This window comes from Planosporangium mesophilum, assembly GCF_016863255.1.
GTDB classification, from domain to species: domain Bacteria; phylum Actinomycetota; class Actinomycetes; order Mycobacteriales; family Micromonosporaceae; genus Planosporangium; species Planosporangium mesophilum.
In genome coordinates this window covers 1-18554 of sequence record NZ_BOON01000028.1, presented here as the reverse complement: position 1 = coordinate 18554, position 18554 = coordinate 1, and the positions used below count along the sequence as shown (strand labels likewise).

At 69.4% G+C, this 18554-nt stretch carries 18 protein-coding genes; 13 read left to right on the top strand and 5 right to left on the bottom strand.

The window, feature by feature from the left end; all coding sequences use genetic code 11:
• Positions 1 to 19 precede the first annotated feature (19 nt).
• Positions 20 to 3094, bottom strand: a complete 3075-nt coding sequence (locus Pme01_RS14585; protein ID WP_239088234.1) for a GH92 family glycosyl hydrolase — start codon at positions 3092 to 3094, stop codon at positions 20 to 22.
• 294 nt (positions 3095 to 3388) lie between these two features.
• Positions 3389 to 4366 (bottom strand): extracellular catalytic domain type 2 short-chain-length polyhydroxyalkanoate depolymerase, encoded by a 978-nt coding sequence (locus Pme01_RS14580; protein ID WP_239088233.1) that lies wholly within the window; start codon positions 4364 to 4366, stop codon positions 3389 to 3391.
• 187 nt (positions 4367 to 4553) lie between these two features.
• On the opposite strand from Pme01_RS14580, the gene Pme01_RS14575 reads away from it, so the two are divergent.
• The 3 genes from Pme01_RS14575 to Pme01_RS14565 all read left to right on the top strand — a co-directional run bounded on the left by Pme01_RS14575 (position 4554) and on the right by Pme01_RS14565 (position 6274).
• Positions 4554 to 4763 carry a hypothetical protein gene (locus Pme01_RS14575; protein WP_168115961.1) on the top strand — a complete coding sequence of 70 codons (210 nt, stop codon included), beginning with the start codon at positions 4554 to 4556 and terminating at the stop codon, positions 4761 to 4763.
• An 18-nt stretch (positions 4764 to 4781) separates the two neighbouring features.
• Positions 4782 to 5501, top strand: coding sequence for a hypothetical protein (locus Pme01_RS14570; protein WP_168115962.1), 720 nt, complete (start codon positions 4782 to 4784; stop codon positions 5499 to 5501).
• A 197-nt stretch (positions 5502 to 5698) separates the two neighbouring features.
• Positions 5699 to 6274 (top strand): class IV adenylate cyclase, encoded by a 576-nt coding sequence (locus Pme01_RS14565; protein ID WP_239088232.1) that lies wholly within the window; start codon positions 5699 to 5701, stop codon positions 6272 to 6274.
• 27 nt (positions 6275 to 6301) lie between these two features.
• On the opposite strand, the gene Pme01_RS14560 is transcribed toward Pme01_RS14565, so the two are convergent.
• Entirely contained in the window at positions 6302 to 7732 is a 1431-nt protein-coding gene (locus Pme01_RS14560; RefSeq protein ID WP_168115963.1) for an NsdA family TPR-like regulatory protein, read from the bottom strand.
• 454 nt (positions 7733 to 8186) lie between these two features.
• Between Pme01_RS14560 and Pme01_RS14555 the strand changes: the two genes are divergently transcribed.
• From Pme01_RS14555 to Pme01_RS14540, 4 genes are all read left to right on the top strand, one after another.
• A complete protein-coding gene (locus Pme01_RS14555) occupies positions 8187 to 8861 on the top strand; it encodes a GOLPH3/VPS74 family protein (protein ID WP_168115964.1) in 675 nt (224 codons plus the stop codon).
• A gap of 19 nt (positions 8862 to 8880) precedes the next feature.
• Positions 8881 to 10314: an APC family permease gene (locus Pme01_RS14550; RefSeq protein WP_168115965.1), complete on the top strand. Its 1434-nt coding sequence runs from the start codon at positions 8881 to 8883 to the stop codon at positions 10312 to 10314.
• A gap of 21 nt (positions 10315 to 10335) precedes the next feature.
• Complete coding sequence (locus Pme01_RS14545; RefSeq protein WP_239088247.1) at positions 10336 to 11229, top strand: NAD-dependent epimerase/dehydratase family protein; 894 nt, start codon at positions 10336 to 10338, stop codon at positions 11227 to 11229.
• A 128-nt stretch (positions 11230 to 11357) separates the two neighbouring features.
• Positions 11358 to 11876 (top strand): hypothetical protein, encoded by a 519-nt coding sequence (locus Pme01_RS14540; protein ID WP_168115967.1) that lies wholly within the window; start codon positions 11358 to 11360, stop codon positions 11874 to 11876.
• Positions 11877 to 11909: 33 nt separating this feature from the next.
• On the opposite strand, the gene Pme01_RS14535 is transcribed toward Pme01_RS14540, so the two are convergent.
• Positions 11910 to 12548, bottom strand: a complete 639-nt coding sequence (locus Pme01_RS14535) for a LysE/ArgO family amino acid transporter (protein WP_168115968.1) — start codon at positions 12546 to 12548, stop codon at positions 11910 to 11912.
• Positions 12549 to 12620: 72 nt separating this feature from the next.
• Between Pme01_RS14535 and Pme01_RS14530 the strand changes: the two genes are divergently transcribed.
• Complete coding sequence (locus Pme01_RS14530; RefSeq protein ID WP_168115969.1) at positions 12621 to 13571, top strand: LysR family transcriptional regulator ArgP; 951 nt, start codon at positions 12621 to 12623, stop codon at positions 13569 to 13571.
• Positions 13572 to 13649: 78 nt separating this feature from the next.
• Here Pme01_RS14530 and Pme01_RS14525 read toward each other — a convergent pair whose 3' ends face one another.
• On the bottom strand, positions 13650 to 14237 hold the full coding sequence (locus tag Pme01_RS14525; protein WP_168115970.1) for a GNAT family N-acetyltransferase: 588 nt from the start codon (positions 14235 to 14237) through the stop codon (positions 13650 to 13652).
• A 181-nt stretch (positions 14238 to 14418) separates the two neighbouring features.
• Here Pme01_RS14525 and Pme01_RS14520 point away from each other — a divergent pair, with 181 nt between their 5' ends.
• The 5 genes from Pme01_RS14520 (at position 14419) to Pme01_RS14500 (ending at position 18377) form a co-directional block, all read left to right on the top strand.
• A complete protein-coding gene (locus Pme01_RS14520; RefSeq protein ID WP_168115971.1) occupies positions 14419 to 15363 on the top strand; it encodes an XdhC family protein in 945 nt (314 codons plus the stop codon).
• A gap of 159 nt (positions 15364 to 15522) precedes the next feature.
• Positions 15523 to 15783, top strand: coding sequence for a hypothetical protein (locus Pme01_RS14515; protein ID WP_168115972.1), 261 nt, complete (start codon positions 15523 to 15525; stop codon positions 15781 to 15783).
• Positions 15784 to 15791: 8 nt separating this feature from the next.
• Entirely contained in the window at positions 15792 to 16667 is an 876-nt protein-coding gene (locus tag Pme01_RS14510; RefSeq protein ID WP_168115973.1) for an AAA family ATPase, read from the top strand.
• 22 nt (positions 16668 to 16689) lie between these two features.
• Positions 16690 to 17820, top strand: coding sequence for a vWA domain-containing protein (locus tag Pme01_RS14505; RefSeq protein WP_168115974.1), 1131 nt, complete (start codon positions 16690 to 16692; stop codon positions 17818 to 17820).
• A 110-nt stretch (positions 17821 to 17930) separates the two neighbouring features.
• A complete protein-coding gene (locus Pme01_RS14500) occupies positions 17931 to 18377 on the top strand; it encodes a hypothetical protein (protein ID WP_168115975.1) in 447 nt (148 codons plus the stop codon).
• Positions 18378 to 18554: the final 177 nt, after the last annotated feature.

The following is an 18554-nucleotide window of genomic DNA, read 5'->3' as shown; positions in this document are numbered from 1 at the left end:
CGACCCCCGGCGTCCATCCTCACGCCGGCAACGCCCACTGCTGTGCCGCGGTGCCGTTGCAGTCATAGATCTGCAGTTGTGTGCCGTCCGCGCTGGTGGCGTTCGGCACGTCGAGGCAGCGCCCCGACTGCGGGTTGACCAGGCTGCCATTCGCACCGGCCTGCCAGGCCTGGGCACCGCTGCCGTTGCAGTCCCACAGCTGTACCAACGTGCCGTTGGCGGTACCGCTGTTGGACACGTCGAGGCAGCGACCCAGCGCGGAGATGTTGCCGTTCGCACCGAGGGTCCACACCTGCGCATCGGTGCCGTTGCAGGACCACAGCTGCACCTTGGTTCCGGCGGTCGGGTTGCCGTTGGCGACGTCTACACACTTACCGGCGAGCCCGCTGATCTGGCCGATGCGGCTGCCGCCGGTGTCGGCGTACACCTCAACTTCATAGATGCGGGTGGCCGTGTCCGTGGTGTTGGTCGGCGTGGTGACCGTCAATCGCACGTAGCGCGCGGTGCGGGGGGTGACGGCGTTGACCGTCCGGCTGGCGCGGGACCCGGTCACGGTCACCGCCGTGTTCCAGGCCGAGCCGTCGGTGCTGGTGTCGATGGTGAAGGTGCGGGTGTTCCAGTTGGTGTTCTCCGCGCCGAGTCCCGCGTGCTTGATGACGAAGGCGGACACGGTCTGCGCGGAGCCGAGGTCGACCTGCCAGATGGCGGGGCTTGTGCTGGTGCACCACTTGCTGTTGTTGGCCAGTGCGGCGTCGACGGCTTTGTCGGCGGTCTCGGTGCTGGCGCACGCCGCGGATGCGGTCGTCGGGCGACCGCGGGCGAGGTTGGTGCCGAAGGCCGGTGCGGCCGGCGGTGGTGCGGCGCCGTCGGTGAACGACGGCGGCACGTCCGAGGCGCCCGTTCCCCAGGAGCTCGGTGCGCCACCCATCGTGTACGCCAGGTTTCCGCCTGCGGCGAGGTCGGGGTATCGCACGTAATTGTGCGAGGTTCCGGCGCCGTTGACGGTCAGAGCCTGTACGTACGTGCCGGAGCCGCTGGAGGTGATGGTGACGTTGCCCGCGGCGCGCTGGATCAGAATCGATGGGAAGGACGGCCCGTGCAACGCCAGGGTGTCGGCGCCGGGCGTCGCCGGGTACATCCCGAGCGCCGACCAGACGTACCAGGCTGAGGTGGCGCCCAGGTCGTCGTTACCGGGTAGACCGCCGGGTCCGGTGTTGAAGCCCTGTGCCATCACCTTGTGCACTGCGTCCGCGGTACCGGCCGGGTTGCCGGCGAAGTTGTAGACCCAGGGAACTCCGTGTTCGGGCTCGTTGCCGATGTAGAAGTACGGTGTGGTGAGGCCGCCGTTGACCTGCGTGAAGTGGTGGTTGAGCCGCTGGATGGCGGTCTGCCGGCCACCCATGAGGTTGATCAACCCGGCGAGGTTGTAGGTGACCATCCAGGTGTACTGGGCCGGGTTGCCCTCGGTGTACCCGGAGTTGCCGGCCGGGTTCACCGGCCAGGCCCAGCTGCCGTCGCTGTTTCGTGGGCTGACGTAGGAGGCGTCGGGGTTCCAGGTGTTCTGCCACCACTGGGCACGCTGCATGTAGGTGGAGTAGAGGGAGCTGTTGCCGAGCGCCCTGGCGAACTGCGCGATGGCGAAGTCGGAGGCGGAGTACTCCAGCGAGTCCGACGGGTCCGCGGTGATGACGTGCGCGGACAGGTAACCGCTCTCACGACCGCGGATCGGGCTGCCCTGGGTCGTGCCCCCATTGGACGACTTGTCCATCAGGCTCAGCGCGGCGGCGGTATCGAAGTTGCGGACCCCGAACTGGTATGCGCTGTCAACGATGATCGGTCCGGGGTCGCCGGTCATGACGAAGTCCTCGTTGGTCTGCTGCGACCACTTGGGCAGCAGGCCGCCCTGCTGGCCGTCGAGGACCATCGACTTGACCACGTCGGTCATGACGTCCGGGGCGACGAACGCCACCAGAGCCGCCCAGGACCGGTAGATGTCCCAGCCGGAGTAGTTCTGGTACACGGTCATCCCGCTCGCCGTGTGTACCGCGTTGTCGAAGCCGCGGTACTGGCCGTTGACGTCGCTGGACACGTTGGGGCTGGAGAAGGCGTGGTAGAGCGCGGTGTAGAACTTCTGCAAGTCGGCCGTCGCCCCGCCGCTGACCTGGATGCGGTTGAGCATGGTGTTCCAGGCGGTGTCCGCCTTCGTGCGTACGCCGGTGAAGTCGAAGCCCGAGTTCTCGGCGGCCAGGTTCTGCTGCGCGTTGGCGATGCTGACGTACGACAGCGCGATGGTGAACTGGACCACCGCGTTGGCGCTGGTGTCGAATGTCAGGTACGCGCCGGTGTTCGTCCCGCTGGTACTACTCGAACCGGCCGAGACCGTGCCGCCGCTCCAGGTGCCATTCGTGGTCGGGGCGCGGTCGAACTGCATCGCGAAGTAGATCGGGTAGGTCTTCGACGAGCCGCAGAATCCGCCCGCGGTCACCTGACCGGTGACGGTCGAGCCGCTGACCGACACCGACCCGCTGCGGCTGCCCGTGGCGCTGCGGCTGGTGTTGACGAGCACCTGCGCGCTGGTGGTGCCGGGGTAGGTCAGCCGGGCCATGCCGGTTCGGGTGGTCGCGGTCAGTTCCACGCTGGTGGAGTACTTGTCCAGCCGGGTCTTGTAGTACCCGGGTGCCGCGGTTTCGTTGACCTTGGTGTACCCGGAGGCGTAGCTGGTCCAGCTTGTTCCCGGCGAGGCCGACACCGCGCCTGTGACCGGCAGGATGTTGATGTCCTCGTTGTTGGCACAGCCCGCGCCGTCGAAATGGGTCAGGCTGAAGTCCTCGATGCTGGTGTCGGAGTAGCGGTAACCGGACGGCGAGGCGGTCGGCGTGTCCGGGCTGAACTGCACCATTCCGAACGGCAGCACGGCTCCGGGGTAGGTGCTGCCGCCCGCGCCGCCGGGGACCGGGTTGGGTGCGTTGCTGTCGTCGGTGCCGACGAAGGGGTTGACGTACTGGGTCGGGTTCGTCGAAGCCGCGTGCGCCGGCTGTTCGACCAGCACACCGACGGCAGCCGCCAGTACGGCGACCAGTGCGGTGGCGAGCACTCCGGACCGGGGTGCTCGGCGGCCGGCCGAGCGCGGTTCAGGGGGACGGTGCGCCCGACCGGGACGCGTGGTGACGTCGTGGGCCATATCTCCTCGCAGGTCTTGGGAGTGTGGATCCCCCGGCGACCAAGCCCCCCTCCTGGGACGGGGTGAGCCATGCACTCAGGAACGGGACGGACAACGTCGTCACATATAGATAGCCGACCATATTAAGGATTATTAACAATGTCGATGCGCTGGCCAAGATCCTTCTCGGGATGAGGCAACCGGGACGGCCCTTGACGACCTACCGGCTCAGCCGCCGAGCGCCTTGACCATGTTCATGATGGTCTCGAGCTGGAGGCCGCCGTGGATCGGGTAGTTGCTGTAGCCGAGGTACCCCCACCAGTCCCAGCAGCCGTTCGGGTTGACGCCGCTGGCGGTGGCCTGCGGGTACAGCACGATCATGTTGTTGGTGTCGGCGTACTGGTTGAGGTTGGCCTTGTCGACGAAGGCCGTGCCGACGGCGCTGTAGCCCTGGCCGCAGCCATGCAGGGCGACCATCAGCCGGCAGCTCGCACCGGACGCGCACGACGACGGCACGTACGCAAAGCCGCTGTTGTCCATGCTCAGCCCCGGCGCGTACCCGTTGACGGCATGCGCGTTCTGGTCGAACCGGATCAGCGTGCCCGTCAGGGACCCGGTGTTGCGTGCGTTGACCGACCCGAACAGCTTGCGCAGGAGCGCGTTCTGTGGATCCGTGCCGCAGTTGTTCAGGTACGGCGACGCGGTGACCGTGCAGGAGTTCGGTCCGTACGGCGTCACCCAGGCGTGCCCGGCGGCGCTGCCCGAGTCGTACTGCACGCTGGCGCCGAAGTACTGGTAGTAGCGGACGAGGTCGTCGGTGACGCTCTTCTTGATGCTGCTGTCCGACCCGCCGTGGAACACGTACACCGGCTGGCCGGAGAGGTTGCCGGTCGGGTCGATCCAGCCGTAGCCCGCCCACAGCGACGTGTCGTACTCGAGGGTGCCGAGGTTGGTCGAGTAGACGTTGTCCATGCAGCCGTTGACCGCCTGGGCGGCGTTGTTCTGCGCGCAGTAGTACGGGCCGGCGCTGAAGATGCCCGCTCCCTTGATCCGGCTGGAGTACGCGACCTGGAGCTGGGTCGCCATGTAACCGCCGGAGGAGACGCCGGAGACATACACCCGGGAGATGTTGTAGGCGCGCAGCGAGCCGGAGACGGTGGCCGCCTGCGCCGGCGCTGGTGACAGGAGCAGCAGTGGTATTGCCACCAGCACCGCCCCACAAATACGTATCAGTTTCCGCATCGTGCCTCCCTTTGGCGTCGGCCACTCGGCGTATCGATGACGGTAGGAGTCCGCGGTCAAGGGGGCCATGGGTGCTCGCGATACAGTTATGCGACTCGATATGTCAAGGGGCGATACAGTTCCCGTCCGGCCGGAGTCGACCCCGGAACGGTTGAAAGGCGGAGAAGGCAACTTCCAGAAGAGCTGGGAGTACGGCGCGAAGCAGCTCGGCGAGGCGGTACTCGAAACCACCGAGGTGGTCAAGGTCGTCCATCAGGCGTACTCCGGGGTCGACGGTGCGATCGCCGGCGCGGTGTCCACGTTGCAGCAGCCGTTGGGCATGATCGATCAGGCCGTGAGCCAGCTCAACCGGCGCGGATAGCCGACCTCGGAGGTTTCGATGACACCTACGGATCCGATCCGGCCGGGCGCGGCGCTGACCGACCCGAATCTGCGCGAGGCGCTGGCGGAGCGGCTGACCCGGTTGGAGGCCGCGGCGGCGACCGGCGGCCGTAAGGAGAAACAGTCGCTCGAAGACGCTCGCGACACCTGGTCGCTGCTGGCCGCTTTTCCGTGGCAGCGCCTCAACTACCGGTACGGCCGGTGGCAGTCCGCGCAAACGTTCTGGAAGGCGGCCATCACGCTCGGGCTCTGGGAGTCGTACCACTGGGAACGGACCACCGAGTCGTTTCAGGTACTGGACCCGTACACCGGGGCTCGGCTGGGCGAGTTCTACCCGCAGTCAGAGTTGAAGCGCCGGGTGGGCAGGCCGTACACGGAGACGGACCTGCTCCAGATGCCGGGCGGGACGCTTGAGTTCGCCGGCGACCCGGCGTCGATCGGCGTGTATCGACTGGTGGGCGGGGACGTGGACACGATCAGCTTGTCCTGGTGTCCCTGGTTGAACAACGTGACGCTTCGCAAGGGCATCGCGATGCTGCGGGCCGGCAACGCCGACCGGCTGCCGCCGCCGTACCAGTTCGTCGATCTCGATCTGCTGGACAAGTACCGCGCGTGGTTCGCGGACGAACCGGACAAACCCCAGCGCAAGGCGCCTTATGCGTCGGAAGTGAATCCCTACCGACCGGGCGGCTACCCACGGTTCGGCCGACCCAGGTAGGGGAGACAAGAGATGGGATCCACCACGGCGTACCCGAACCTGGTGCGGGCTCGGGCAAAAGAACAAGTTGCGAGCCCAGTCACTCTAACTCGCGCCGCCGATCACTGTTGTATTGGCGCGGCACCAACCATGATCGACCACGATGTTCGCGCGAGTCGCCGCTCACTGCCGACCGGCGCGGGCTAGGCTCCCCGCTCGTGCGTACCGACGAAGCGTCCGCCATCCACGAGATCGAAGTGAAGTACCACGTGAGCGACGGGCAGGCGCTCATGACGGCGCTTGAGCAGCGAGGAATCACGCTGTCACCACCTGTGCGCCAGGACGACCAGGCGTATGCGCCGGCAAGCTGGCGCTACGGCATGTCGAAGATCGGGGTGCCGTTCGCGCGGCTGCGTACCGAAGATGGCCGGCACCTGTTCACGCTGAAACGGCCAGTCGACAACGAACTGGCGTGCCTGGAGCACGAGACCTTCGTCGCTGATCGCGAGCAGATGCACAGCGCGCTTCTGGCCATGGGATTTGCTCCCACAGTGCGCATTGCCAAGATCCGCCGTACCGCCTGCTGGGGCGAGGTCTCGCTCTGTCTTGATGCGGTGGACGGCATCGGCGCGTTTGTTGAGCTCGAACGGCTGATCGGCGCTGAGGAGTCGGGTGAAGAAGTCCAGCACCGCCTGGACCTGTTGGTCCGGTCGCTCGGGGTGAGGATGGAGCGGACGACTGAAACGTATGACTCCCTGGTCCGTGCCGCCATGCTGGCAGCGTCCGGCTGCTAGAAAAGTGCTCCGGCGCTGGTGAGGGCCCTATGAAACCGCCAGTTCAAGTCGCTCGCGGAACTCACGCACGTTCGGCCGGTCCACGTACGGCTGGGAGTCGGCAAGCATTTCTCGCAGCCTTGTCGTCACCCGCTTGGATGCTGCCACGGCGGCAGCGAGATCGATAGCGGCCTCGCCGTTACGGCAGGCTTCATCAGGCTCCGCCATCAGGAAGCGGACGCGTGCGAGCGCGATTTGATCGAACACTTTGGACCGGACGAAACCATCCCCACGGTGTGCCAAGGCGTACTGCGCGTACCGCTCCGAGTCGTTGGCCAGGCTGCCCACGGCTACATCCAGGTCACGGAACGTGCCGGCAGCGACGTACGCCAGCTCGGAGTCGCTGGTGTACGGCCAGTACTCGGCGACTGCCGGATCGGGCTCGTCGTCACGAGCCTTGTCGTAGAGGTCGAACGAGAGGCTGACGGCGGCGCGAATCTCGGCCAGGTACCCTAGCCCCATCGGTGACAGCATGTTCGCCTTGAGACTCCACAGCATCGCGCGTACCGCGTTGAACCGCCGACGGTCGGAGGGAACCCGATCGAGAGCTAGCTCGATGAGTCGCAGCCCGGTGTCGGGGTGGCCTAGGGCGCGCATCTGGTGCGCCATGTCCGCGAGGATGCCGGAGGCGCGCAGCGCAGTGCGTTCGTCGCCTACCTCGTGCGCGGCTTGCAGGCCATAAAGGAAGTATCGCTGCGCGGGCCCGTCCATGTCGGCGTCGAAGGACATCCAGCCCACCAGGCCGGACAGGTTCGCGATTGCTGCGAGCAGGCGCTTGCCGACTGCCTCGCCGTAGCTTGCGTGTCGGGCCAGATCAACTGCGTACTTCAGTTGACCGACCGCGGCCTCGCGGCTGAGGCCGCCCCCAACCTCGGCATCGCTCGCGGCGAACTGCCGAGTCGCTTGCTCGATGCCCTCGACTGTTGATATCCCGATCCGTGCCGTCGCCTCGGCTGCGTGCGCCAGCGGTCCAGCCGTGTTCGTATTCAGCCACCGCACGATCGGGTCGGCCAGCGCTGCGCCTGTCGCCACCCTGATCGAGCCGGCCAGCATCTCGCGTCTGGTCAGCATGTCGCTCCTCAGGAAGACCCCCAGGTCCTCCAGAGTACGAGCGGCGACCCACGCTTGTAGATGAGCAGGAACTTGGCACGCGCCCTCGCGCAGCTCAGGCCAGATCACGGGCACCGGAATGGGGACACCCCAGGCCTCGCTCAAGACGGCGGCGACCACATCCGGGTACTGGCACGTACGGCCTAGGAGCCAGCGTTTGACGCTGACGTGGTCGTAGCTGAGCTTCACATGGTGCATGCGCCAGCCCCGGTCATTGACCGACAGCGCGAAGCGTTCCAGTGAAGGGAAACCTGCTCCCTCAATCAGCGCGGCGAGGCAGGGATTCGCGGCGGCCTTGGACAACCGCATACCGGTACTCCCGGATGATCATGGCGTCGAAGCGGGCAAGCGTAACGGCGATTACCGAGCAGCGTAGTCCTTAGCGGACGCGGACGGGGCAGGGTGCACCTTTCGTGCACCCCCTGCTGACGCTTTCGTGGCCTGTCGATGCACTGCGTCATCGCGGTTGGCTGAAATCAGGCACCGGGACGGCCGGGAGTCTGCTCGGGAAGACCCCCAGGTCGCCTGGCAGTGCGTCGCCCCGGTGCCCCGAACTTTCCGGGCGGTACCGCTCCAGCTGTGGTTTATGCGCACCGGTTCAAACAGGGATCGGTCGCAGCTACCGCCTGATTGCGCGATGGAAGTCAAGCTATGGAGGTGCGCAGGGATGAGGCGGCAGGCGGCAATGCCGTTAGTGGGGGCCGACCGGCGGGGTAGCCGTGCTGTCCGGGCAGTCGATCCGGTAGCGGTTAGAGGAAACGAGGTGACACGTTCCTCGGGCCCGCATGAACGGCCGGAACGGCTGCGCCTCGCCGACGACTTCTGGCTCATCGCCCACCACGACCGCTCCGGCCGCCCCCGGCTCAACCCGCTCGCCCTCGGCCTCGGCCTGGCCGGCGCCTTGCTGGGGGAACTGGCGACAACCGGCCACCTCACCATCCACGACCGGCACGTCCACGTCACCGACGACACCCCGCCGGCCGACGCGACCTCACACGGAATCCTGGAGCAGATCGCCACGAAGTCGCGGGCTCACCCCGTACCCGTGTGGTTGAAGTTCCTCGCCGGGAGCGCGACGGAAACGGTGACCACCCGCCTGGTCCGCGCCGGTCTGGTCCAGCGGGAGCAGCAGCGGCGCCGCCTGGGAAGGATCAACGTGGTGCACCGCCCAACCGACCGCAACCAGGCGTGCTGGCGTTCAGTCCGCCTCAGGCACGCCCTGGCCGGCCGCTACGGCGGGACGCCATGGGACGACATGTTCCTGGCCGGCCTGGCGGACGCCACCGGGCTCCTGCCAAAGGTGCTGGGCGACGACCACCCGGCCGGGCGCGCCTACGTCGCGCGGTGGCTGCCCCGGTCCGATCCACCGGCACTGTACGAGCTGGCCATCGCGGTCGAGACGCTCGTCGGCGACGCGGTTCTCGGCGCCCGCACCTGAACCCGGATCTGGAGACCTCATGACGCTCGCGCTCGGCCGGCTCGGTACCGCGCATGTGATCGTCTTCGTGCTGACCGCCGCGGCGCCCCTCGCGGTCGTCGCCGGTGTCGTGCCGGTCGGCTGGGCGGTCACCGGCATCGTCGGCCTGCCCCTCGCCTTCGTGCTGGTCGCCATCGTGCTCGGCCTGTTCTGCGTGGGCTACGTGGCGATGGCGCGGCGGGTGCGCAACGCAGGCGTGTTCTACAGCTACGTCGCCAGGGGAGTGGGCCGGCCGGTCGGCGTCGGCGCCGCGCTGGTGGCGCTCGCCGCGTACGGCGCGATACAGGTGTGCACGTACGGTGCGATCGGCCCGGCCACCGCCGGCCTGCTGCGCGACACGCTCGGTGTACCCCTGCCGTGGTGGCTGTGCTCGCTGGCCGCCTGGGCGTTCGTCGCCACGATGGGCGTGCTGCGCATCGACCTCAACGGCCGGATCCTGGCCGGGTTCCTCGTCGCGGAGATCGTGCTGCTGGTCGTCCTGGTCGGCGTCGACCTGACGCACCCGTACGGCGGGCAGCTCAGCGTCGCCACGCTGACCCCGCAGAGCCTCACCGGCGCCGGCATGGGGGTCGCGTTCGCGATCGTGGCGACCGCGTTCATCGGCTTCGAGGGCGCCCCGGTCTTCAGTGAGGAGACCCACCGGCGCAGCGTCCCGGCCGCGACGTACCTGGCGCTGCCGTTGATGACCGTTCTGTACGCGGGGTCGGCGTGGGCGATGTCGGTGGCGATCGGGCCGGCCAACCTGCACGCCGCCGCCCGACGGCACGGTACCGACCTGCCGTTCGTGGCGGGTCATGTCGGCGGCGGCTTGATTGTCGACATTGGACAGACGTTGTTCGTTAGCTCCCTGATCGCCGCGGCGCTGTCGTACCACAACACCGTCGCCAGGTACGCCTTCGCGCTCGGCCGGGAACGCGTCCTGCCCGCCTGGCTGGGCCGCACCAGCGCCCGCACCGGCACGCCGAAGTACGCCTCGCTCGCGCAGAGCGCCATCGGCCTGGCCGTCATCGCCGGCTACGCCGCCAGCGGCGCCGACCCGCTCGTCCGGCTGTTCTACTGGCTGAGTATCTCCGGGGCGTTCGGCGTCCTGCTGCTTGTGGCGGCCACGTCGGTGTCGGTCGTCGGGTTTCTCGGTGCGCACCCGGCGGGGGAGAGCCGCTGGCAGCGGATCGTCGCGCCGTCGCTGGCCTCGGCCGGGCTCGCGGTCATCGCGTACCTGATCCTGGCTCATTGTGACCAACTGCTGGGCGTGCCCGCCGGCTCGCCGCTGTGCTGGGCGTTCCCCGCGAGCTACGCCGTGCTCGCCCTGACCGGCGTCGGCTGGGCGCTGTACCTACGCCGCGCCCGCCCGCACGTGTACGCCGCGATCGGCCTCGGCGCGCCCACTCCGGCCGCGCACCTCGCCACTGTCTAGGAGGGACGACCCGTGAGCAGGATGCTGGTCACCGGCGCGGCCGGATTTCTCGGCTCGCACCTGGTCGACGCGCTGCTCATCCACGGTTTCGAGGTGGTCGGCCTCGACCGGGACCCGGTCGCGGCCAACCTCGACGGTGCCCGGCACTACCGACAGTTCACGTACGTGCGCGCCGATCTCGGCGAGGACGAGCTGGGGGAGGCGGTGACCGGCTGCGACACGGTGTTCCACTTCGCCGCCCCGCCGGTTCGGCAGGCCAACCTGTTCACCGAGCACATGATGGCCACCAGCCGGCTGCTGGACGCCTGCGAGGAGGCGTCTGTACGCCGGCTGGTGTTCGCCTCCTGCGCCGGCGTCTACGGCCGGCCCGGCCCCAACCGGGAGACCGACCCGGTGCAGCCGACCACCGGGTACGGCCTGGCCAAGCAGGTCGCCGAGCAGCTCTGCCTGTGCCGGGCCATCCCCGCCGAAGCCGCGATGTCCGTGGTCGCGCTGCGCTACGGCGAGGTGTACGGCCCTCGCCAGCAGCCCGCGGCGCTGATCCCGCGGATCGTGCGCGCCGCCCGTACCCGGACGCCGGTCGACCTGTCCGGGCAGGCCGGCCACCGTCAACCGCTGTACGTGACCGACGCCGTCCGCGCCGCGCTCGCCGCCGCGACGGTGAACGTCCGCGAGGCGGTGTTCAACGTCGCCGGCCGCCACACCGTCACGCTCGACGAACTGCTCGACGTGGTCCACGACGTCACCGGCCTGAGTGTCCCCTTCACGGTCGCCGGTCCGCAGCCGGAGAGCGTCGACGTGACCGTCGACCTGTTCAACGCGTACTTCCTGCTCGGCCACCACCCCCGCATCAGCCTGCCCGACGGGCTGCGCCGGTACTGGCTGGCCACACGTACCGTCTCAGCTGGTGCGTGAGGGGTGGTTCCGGCGTCCGCCCGCCATCGATAATATTTATGATCTTCGTCCCCACGGTGTCAGCCGGTGGCCGGTGTCATCGCGCCTGGGCGAATGACCATGAGATGAGCTGCGGGAGGTGGTCTGCCATGGTCCGACCGCGCTGGATGCTCTGGCTTGCGGGCGTGGCGGTGCTGGGCGGCTGCACCGCCGGCCCGACTCCCGCGGATCAGGGCGTGCTGCCTAACGGGGAGAGCCTGGGTGAGCTGCGCCAGCAGGCGCACGAAGCCCTGGACCGTTACGACCAGGCCGTCATCGCCGCTGCTGGTTGGGGCCCGGTCAGCGGGTCACCGCGGCCATGGGGCTCCCCGCCGGGCATCGCCATCGAATCGGCAGCCGGGTCCAGGTCCGGCACCCAGTTGACCGTCACCTTCACCGGTGCTCGAGGGCCGGCAACCCAGTCCTGCGGCGCCGACTACCACGCCGAGCCGGTCGAGTCGGCCAACGCGGTCGTGGTCATCGTCATCGCGCAGCCCCACTCCTACGCCGAGACGTGCCTCCTCGTGGGCTACACGCGGATGGCCGCTCTGAACCTGGCTCGGCCGCTGGGCCAGCGGGCCGTCCTTGAAGTACGGCAAGGGCAACCGGTCCCGGTGACCCCCGGCTAACCGCGGGTGCGGGGTACCGAGACCTCGATGGGGTCAGGCGCCGGCCAGCATCGACACCGCGAGTACCGTCATCACGGCGGCGATGACGCTGTCGAGGACGCGCCAGGCCCGGGGGCGCGCGAAGACCGGGCGGAGCAGGGCCGCGCCGAAACCGAGCGCGCCGAACCACACGGTGCTGGCGATGGCTGCGCCCACGGCGAACCACCAGCGCTCGGCGCCGTGGCTGCCGGCGATCGACCCGAGCAGGACGACGGTGTCGAGGTAGACGTGCGGGTTCAGCCAGGTCAGCGCCAGCGTGGTGGCGAGGATGGCGGCCAGGCCCACGGCCGGGAACGCCCGCCCGGACTGTTCAGTGGGTACGAGGGCCGTGTCCCCGGCGGGTCGCAGCGCCCGCCGGGCGGCGAGGGCGGCGTACCCGAGCAGGAACAGGCCTCCGACGACCCGCACCGCGGTCACCGTCCACGGGGCAGCCTTCAGGGCGGCACCGGCGCCGGCCACACCCGCCGCGATGAGGACGATGTCGGAGAGCGCGCATACCGTCACCACCGTCAGGACGTGCTCGCCCCGCAGGCCCTGCCGCAGGACGAACGCATTCTGCGCGCCGATCGCCACGATGAGGGACAGTCCGAGTCCGAGTCCGGACAGGGTCGCGAGCAGAGCGGGAGAAGTCACACGGTGACGGTAGGGCAGTAATGTACCCGTACTCCAGCTAATGATTCTTCAGTTGCGTTAGCGTTTCTTACTATGCAGTTCAACCTCGACCAGCTCCGGGCGCTCAGTGCCACCGTCTCCGAGGGCACCCTCGAGGCCGCGGCGCGGGCGCTGAACCTCACCCCGTCAGCGGTCAGCCAGCGGCTGCGCGCCCTGGAGGCGGCCGCCGGCCAGGTGCTGCTCGTGCGCAGCAAGCCGGTACGGGTCACGCCCCCCGGTGAAGCCGTGCTGCGCCTGGCCCGGCAGGTCGACGTCCTGCTCGCCGATACCGCCCGGGAGCTCGGCGGTACCGATGGTGCCGCCGACAGCCGGCCTCCCACCCTGCCGGTCGCGGTGAACGCCGACTCCCTGACCACCTGGGTGCTGCCGGCCGTGGCACCGCTGGCCGACAGCCTCTGCCTGGACCTGTACCGCGAGGACCAGACCCGTACCAGTGCCCTGCTGCGCGACGGTACCGTCGTCGCCGCGGTCACCGCGGACGCCGAGCCGGTACCCGGCTGCAGTTCGACCCGGCTGGGTGCGATGCGGTACCGGCCGATGGCCGCGCCCGCCGTGGTCGAGCGCTGGTTCCCCGACGGGGCCACCGCGACCGCCCTGGCCACAGCCCCGGTCGTCGTCTTCGACCGCGCCGATGACCTTCAGTACGGGTACCTGCGCAGCCGCGCGCGACGAGGCGCCCGGCTCGAACCGCCGGCGCACCACGTGCCGTCGTCGGCGGACTACCTCACCGCGGTGCTGCTCGGGATGGGCTGGGGGATGCTGCCCGACCTGCAGTCCGAGCGGCACGTGCGGGCGGGGGAGCTGGTGGAGCTCGATCCGCGCGGGCACGTCGACGTCGTCCTGTACTGGCAGCAGTGGAAGCTCCGCTCGCCGTCGCTGGACCGGCTGACGGAGGCGATCCTGGCCGCCGCCCGGGAGCGCCTCGACCAACGGCCGGTGCCGGGACCGGTCCTCATTGGACACCGCCCGATCGCCACCCCGTGAACCTCGAAGTATCCGTCCATCACCGTCGCGCGGTGCGGATCACCGGACCGGGCCAGGGCGACCAGGTCTACCCGTCGATCACGCCCCGCGGTACGCCGGCCACTCCTCGGCGAGCATCGCGAAGTCCAGTTCGGTGCTCCACTCGCCCTTGAAGAACTCGTTGTGCACCAGGCGGGCTTCCTGCCGCATCCCCAGCCGCTGCGCCAACTTCGCCGAGGGCCCGTTGCGCTCGTCGATCCGCGCGATGACGCGGTGCAGGCCGAGCCCGTCGAAGCCCAGGCCCAGCAGCGCGTGCGCCGCCTCGGTGGCGTACCCCTGGCCGCCGAAGTCGGGGTTCACGACCCATCCGATCTCCCCGCCACGATGCAGTCGGCTGTGCCAGAACAGCACCACGTCACCGACCAGTTCACCGGTCCCGGCCAGCTCGACGCCGAGGGTCAGCGCCTGGCCCTCATCGGTGAGCTCGGTGTTCGCCCACAGCGAGGCGAGCCGCTCGTTGATGACCTCGCGGGTCATCGGCTCGAAGGGTACGTAGCGGCAGACGTCGGGCCTACTGCGGTAGGCGAGCAGCGCGTCGACGTCGCCGACGGTCAACGGGCGCAGCAACAGCCGGCTGGTCCGGACCGGATAGACGGGGCGAAGCGCGGACTGCTGATCAGCTGACATGCCGATCATTGTGGCAGCCGGGCGGCAGGCCTGGATCAGGACTTCGAAACGGTACGGGAGCCCGCCGGGTCATACTGCGCTTCCCGCAGCTGGCACTCCATTGCGAACACGACGGCATCAGGAGAGGCCACACCGGAAACGACCGATTCTCATCGATTCTTTTCGGGTTTAGGCTGGCCAGATGTACGAGATCGCGCTGAGCGTTGCGGCGTGCCTGCGCGCGGGTACCCGGGTGGACGTCGCGTGGGTGGTCGAGGCCAGGGGACTGGGCGCCCGGGACCTGGGTGAGGCGCTGGCGATCACACCGGGCGGCGGCCGGGTCGGCGCCGTCCTGGCGGGCTCGCTCAACGACCAGCTCGTGGACCTGTCCGAACAGGGCTCAGGCGGTCGCATCGTCGACCTGCGCGTCGGGGACCTGGACGCCGAGTTGGCAGGATTGGCCTGCGGCGGCGACGCGCGCTGCCTGCTCGTACCGGCAGCCGACCTGCCCGCCGGACTGTGGGAGCGGCTGCGCCGGCGTGACCCGGTCGGCCTGGTGACCCGCCTCGACGGCGATCGGGTGCTGGACATCGTGATGTACGGCCCGGAGACGATCGCCGATGCGGGGGAGGACGCGGCGCGGTTGTTCGGCCGGGGCGTCAGCGGTTCGTCCGTCGCGCCGGACACGGTGGTGTCGGTCTTCCGACCGGTACCGCAGCTGGTCATCATCGGAGCCGGTGCGGTCGCCGACGCCCTGCGGAGCGCGGCCGACCTCCTCGGTTGGCACACCCAGGTGATCACGCAGGTCAGCAGCGCAACCGGGGTCATCGCCGGGCTCGCCGCACTGGACAAGGTGGTGGTCACCAGCCACGACGTCGAGCTCGCCGGCCCCGCGTTGGCCGCGGCGCTGGCCGGCGAGGTGGGCTACATCGGGGCCCTCGGCTCGCGCCGGACCCAGCGGTCCCGGGCGGACTGGCTCGCGTACCGCGGAATCACCGACCTGGAGCGCGTTCACGGACCGGCGGGTCTGGACATCGGTGCCAACACGCCGCCGGAGATCGCCGTATCGATTCTCGCCGAGGCGTTGGCGGTGGGTTCGAAGGCCTCCGCGGGCTCGTTGCGCGAGAAGTCCGGGACGATTCACTGACCGGCTCCGGCCGGCTCCCCGACCGGCCGGCGGGCGTGGGGTGTTCGTTTTCGCCGCGACCACGTGTTAAGCGAAGTCTTAATCTGCTGTCGCGCCAGCGGCCCGTGCCGCCTACGGTCGATACCTGAGGTCGACAGTGGCCGGAGAGGACGGTTGGCCATGACTCACCAGCCGGATGACGCGGTCGGCGTGCTGCGCGCGGTGTGGGCCGCCGGCGGGCAGCGGTCCGAGGACCTGGACGAGGCGACCGGCGCGACGAAGCCCTGCCGAAACATGAAGGACGTCAGCTTCGACGGGATGGCCGAGCCCGGCAGCGACCTCCGCGAGGCCTGGCGCGAACGGCTCCGAAGCGAGGGCAAGCTCCACTCGTCGGGCGGCAGCATCCGCGACCTGGTGCTCGGTCCCGCCGAGGAATCCTGACCGATCGGATGGACCGTCCGGAGACCGTACCCCAGCTGACCCAGCTCCTGCGCGACGGTGGCTACCTGGCCGACCGGGGGCTGTCGACCGCGCTGTTCGTCGCGTTGTCGCTCGGGCGTCCGATCCTGATCGAGGGAGAGGTCGGCGTCGGCAAGACCGAGGTCGCGAAGGTGCTCGCGGCGGTCTTCGGCCGGCGCCTGATCCGCTTGCAGTGCTACGAGGGCATCGACACCAATCAGGCACTGTACGAGTGGGACTACGCCCGCCAGATGCTGGCCATCCGCGCCCTGTCCGTCCGTGAACTGGACAGCGACGAGGCGGTCGACAAGCTGTTCGGCCCGAAGTTCCTCCTCGAACGGCCGCTGCTGGAGGCCGTGCGCGCCGGCGACCGGGCGGTCCTGCTCATCGACGAGGTCGACCGGGCCGACGACGAGTTCGAGGCGTTCCTGCTGGAGGTCCTCGCCGACTTCCAGATCACCGTTCCCGAGGTGGGCACGATCAGGGCCGAGACGCCGCCGCTGGTCGTGCTGACCTCGAACCGTACCCGTGAGCTGCACGACGCGCTGAAGCGGCGCTGCCTGTACGCCTGGGTGGGGTACCCGAGCGCCGAGCGCGAGGTCGAGATCGTCCTGGTACGCGAGCCGGGGGTGTCCGAGGCACTGACGCGCACGGTGGTGGCCGCGGTCAACCGGCTGCGCGGCCTCGAGCTGGCCAAGCCGCCGGGCGTCGCGGAGACGATCGACTGGGTACGCACCCTCGACGTGCTCGGAGCCACCGAGCTGGACGCCGCGACGATCGACGACACGCTGGGCGCGGTCGTGAAGGAGCGCGACGACCTGGAGCTGGTACGTGCCAACCTGGACGGGATCGCCTCGGGTGGCTGAGTCTCGGGTGACTGAGCCTCGGGTGGCTGACGACGCGCCGCTGGTCGGTGTCCTGGTCGACTTCGCCGCTCACCTGCGCCGGGCGGGCCTGGCCATCGGCTCCGGCGACGTGCTCACCTACTGCGCGGCCCTGGCGCCCCTCGACCCGACCGACCTGCTGGACCTGTACTGGGCCGGGCGCACCACCATGGTGACCCGCCACGACCAGCTCCCGGTCTACGACCGGGTGTTCCGGCAGTTCTTCCTGGACGAGGGGGAGGCGCTGCCGGAGCCGGTGAGGCTCGCCCTGCGCGCCGGTGCCGAGACCCGGTCGGTGCTGCAGGTACCCGCGACCGAGCCCGGTACCGAAGACCGCAACGAGCAACAGGCGCAGCTCGGCCTGGTCGGCTCGGACGCGGAAGTGCTGCGGCACAAGGCCTTCGCGGCGTGTACCCCCGAGGAGCTGGCCGGGCTGCGACGCATCGTCGCGCGCCTGCGGCTGGCCCCACCCCGCCGGCGGACCCGGCGTACGGCCGCCGCCCGCGACGGCCGTACGCCCGACCCGCGCCGCACCGTACGCGCGATGATGCGCGACCACGGCGAACTCTCGACACTGCACTGGCGTCGGCGTCGGCTGCGGCAACGACCGCTGATCCTGATCGTGGACGTCTCCGGCTCGATGGCCGACTACTCCCGCAGCCTGCTCCAGTTCGCCTACTCGGCCCGGCGCGCCACCGCACGGGTCGAGGCGTTCTGCTTCGGTACCCGGCTCACCCGCATCACCAGGGCGTTGGAACGCCGCCGGGTCGACGATGCGCTTGCGCAGGCCGCCAGGGCCGTCTTCGACTGGGAGGGCGGGACCAGGATCGGTGCCTCGCTGGACGAGTTCGTACGGGACTGGGGCCGGCGCGGCGTGTGCCGCGGCGGGATCGTCGTGATCTGCTCCGACGGGCTCGACCGGGGCGACCCGCAGATGCTGGCCACGGCGACGGAGCGGCTGGCGCGGCTGAGCCACCGGGTGGTCTGGCTCAACCCGCACAAGGGCGGCAACCGGACCTTCCAGCCCAGCACGCTGGGGATGATGGTCGTGGCGCCGTACGTCGACACGTTGCTGTCCGGGCACAACCTGCACAGCCTCGAAGAGTTCGCGGCGCTGCTGCCCGAGCTGAGTTAGGAGCTGGCCGTGAAATGGAGCGTGTCTCTCGTGGCCGAGGGTGACCGCGTGGTCAGTAACGCGGAGGTCGGCGCCGTCAGCGAAGCCGAAGACGAACTGGACTACCCGGAATGATCAGGTTGGGTTCGCTGGCCGGGTACCCCTTCGAGGGGCCCCGACTGCTCGGCGGCTGGACGCCGCCGGCGAAGCCTGCGGTCTACGCGATCCTGTACAAGCTGGATCCCGAGGCCAGGGCCGAGACGTACGCGGTGATCTATGTCGGCCACGCCGACGACCTGTCGAGAGAACGGTTCCCGTTCAACCACCCGCGCGCACAGTGCTGGATCCGGCGGTCGGGCAACCGGTGGCGGCTGTACATCTGCACGTACGAGGTGCCCGGCGGCCTGCGCTCGCACCGGGAGCAGATCGTCCACGAGCTCGGCGCGGTCTACCACCCGGGCTGCAACGAGCAGCACTACCAGCGGTCCTGGAAGGACCAGTGGATCGGCGAGTACCGGGCACCGACGACCGGGCCGCTCACCACCGGACGTGACCCCGGCGATCCGACGGCCCGGTGATGCCGGGGGCGGCTACCGGGATCGTCGGTAGTGCTCCGGCCTTCAGGCCGGGGGTGAAGCGGGCTGTCCGGCGTAGCGGGATGGGGAAAGTCGATCCGCCGCCAAGGCGGATAGGTGTCGGGACGTGCGGGTGCGTGAGTGTCTTGTCGTACGCCTGTGGCACGGTTTCTGGTGTGC

Bases quoted from the DNA above. Each gene is read 5' to 3' on its own strand.
- Pme01_RS14570 (WP_168115962.1), top strand. From the start codon at position 4,782: ATGACACCTACGGATCCGATCCGGCCGGGCGCGGCGCTGACCGACCCG.
- Pme01_RS14560 (WP_168115963.1), bottom strand. From the start codon at position 7,732: ATGCGGTTGTCCAAGGCCGCCGCGAATCCCTGCCTCGCCGCGCTGATT.
- Pme01_RS14550 (WP_168115965.1), top strand. From the start codon at position 8,881: ATGACGCTCGCGCTCGGCCGGCTCGGTACCGCGCATGTGATCGTCTTC.
- Pme01_RS14545 (WP_239088247.1), top strand. From the start codon at position 10,336: ATGCTGGTCACCGGCGCGGCCGGATTTCTCGGCTCGCACCTGGTCGAC.
- Pme01_RS14540 (WP_168115967.1), top strand. From the start codon at position 11,358: ATGGTCCGACCGCGCTGGATGCTCTGGCTTGCGGGCGTGGCGGTGCTG.
- Pme01_RS14530 (WP_168115969.1), top strand. From the start codon at position 12,621: ATGCAGTTCAACCTCGACCAGCTCCGGGCGCTCAGTGCCACCGTCTCC.
- Pme01_RS14525 (WP_168115970.1), bottom strand. From the start codon at position 14,237: ATGTCAGCTGATCAGCAGTCCGCGCTTCGCCCCGTCTATCCGGTCCGG.
- Pme01_RS14520 (WP_168115971.1), top strand. From the start codon at position 14,419: ATGTACGAGATCGCGCTGAGCGTTGCGGCGTGCCTGCGCGCGGGTACC.
- Pme01_RS14515 (WP_168115972.1), top strand. From the start codon at position 15,523: ATGACTCACCAGCCGGATGACGCGGTCGGCGTGCTGCGCGCGGTGTGG.
- Pme01_RS14510 (WP_168115973.1), top strand. From the start codon at position 15,792: ATGGACCGTCCGGAGACCGTACCCCAGCTGACCCAGCTCCTGCGCGAC.
- Pme01_RS14500 (WP_168115975.1), top strand. From the start codon at position 17,931: ATGATCAGGTTGGGTTCGCTGGCCGGGTACCCCTTCGAGGGGCCCCGA.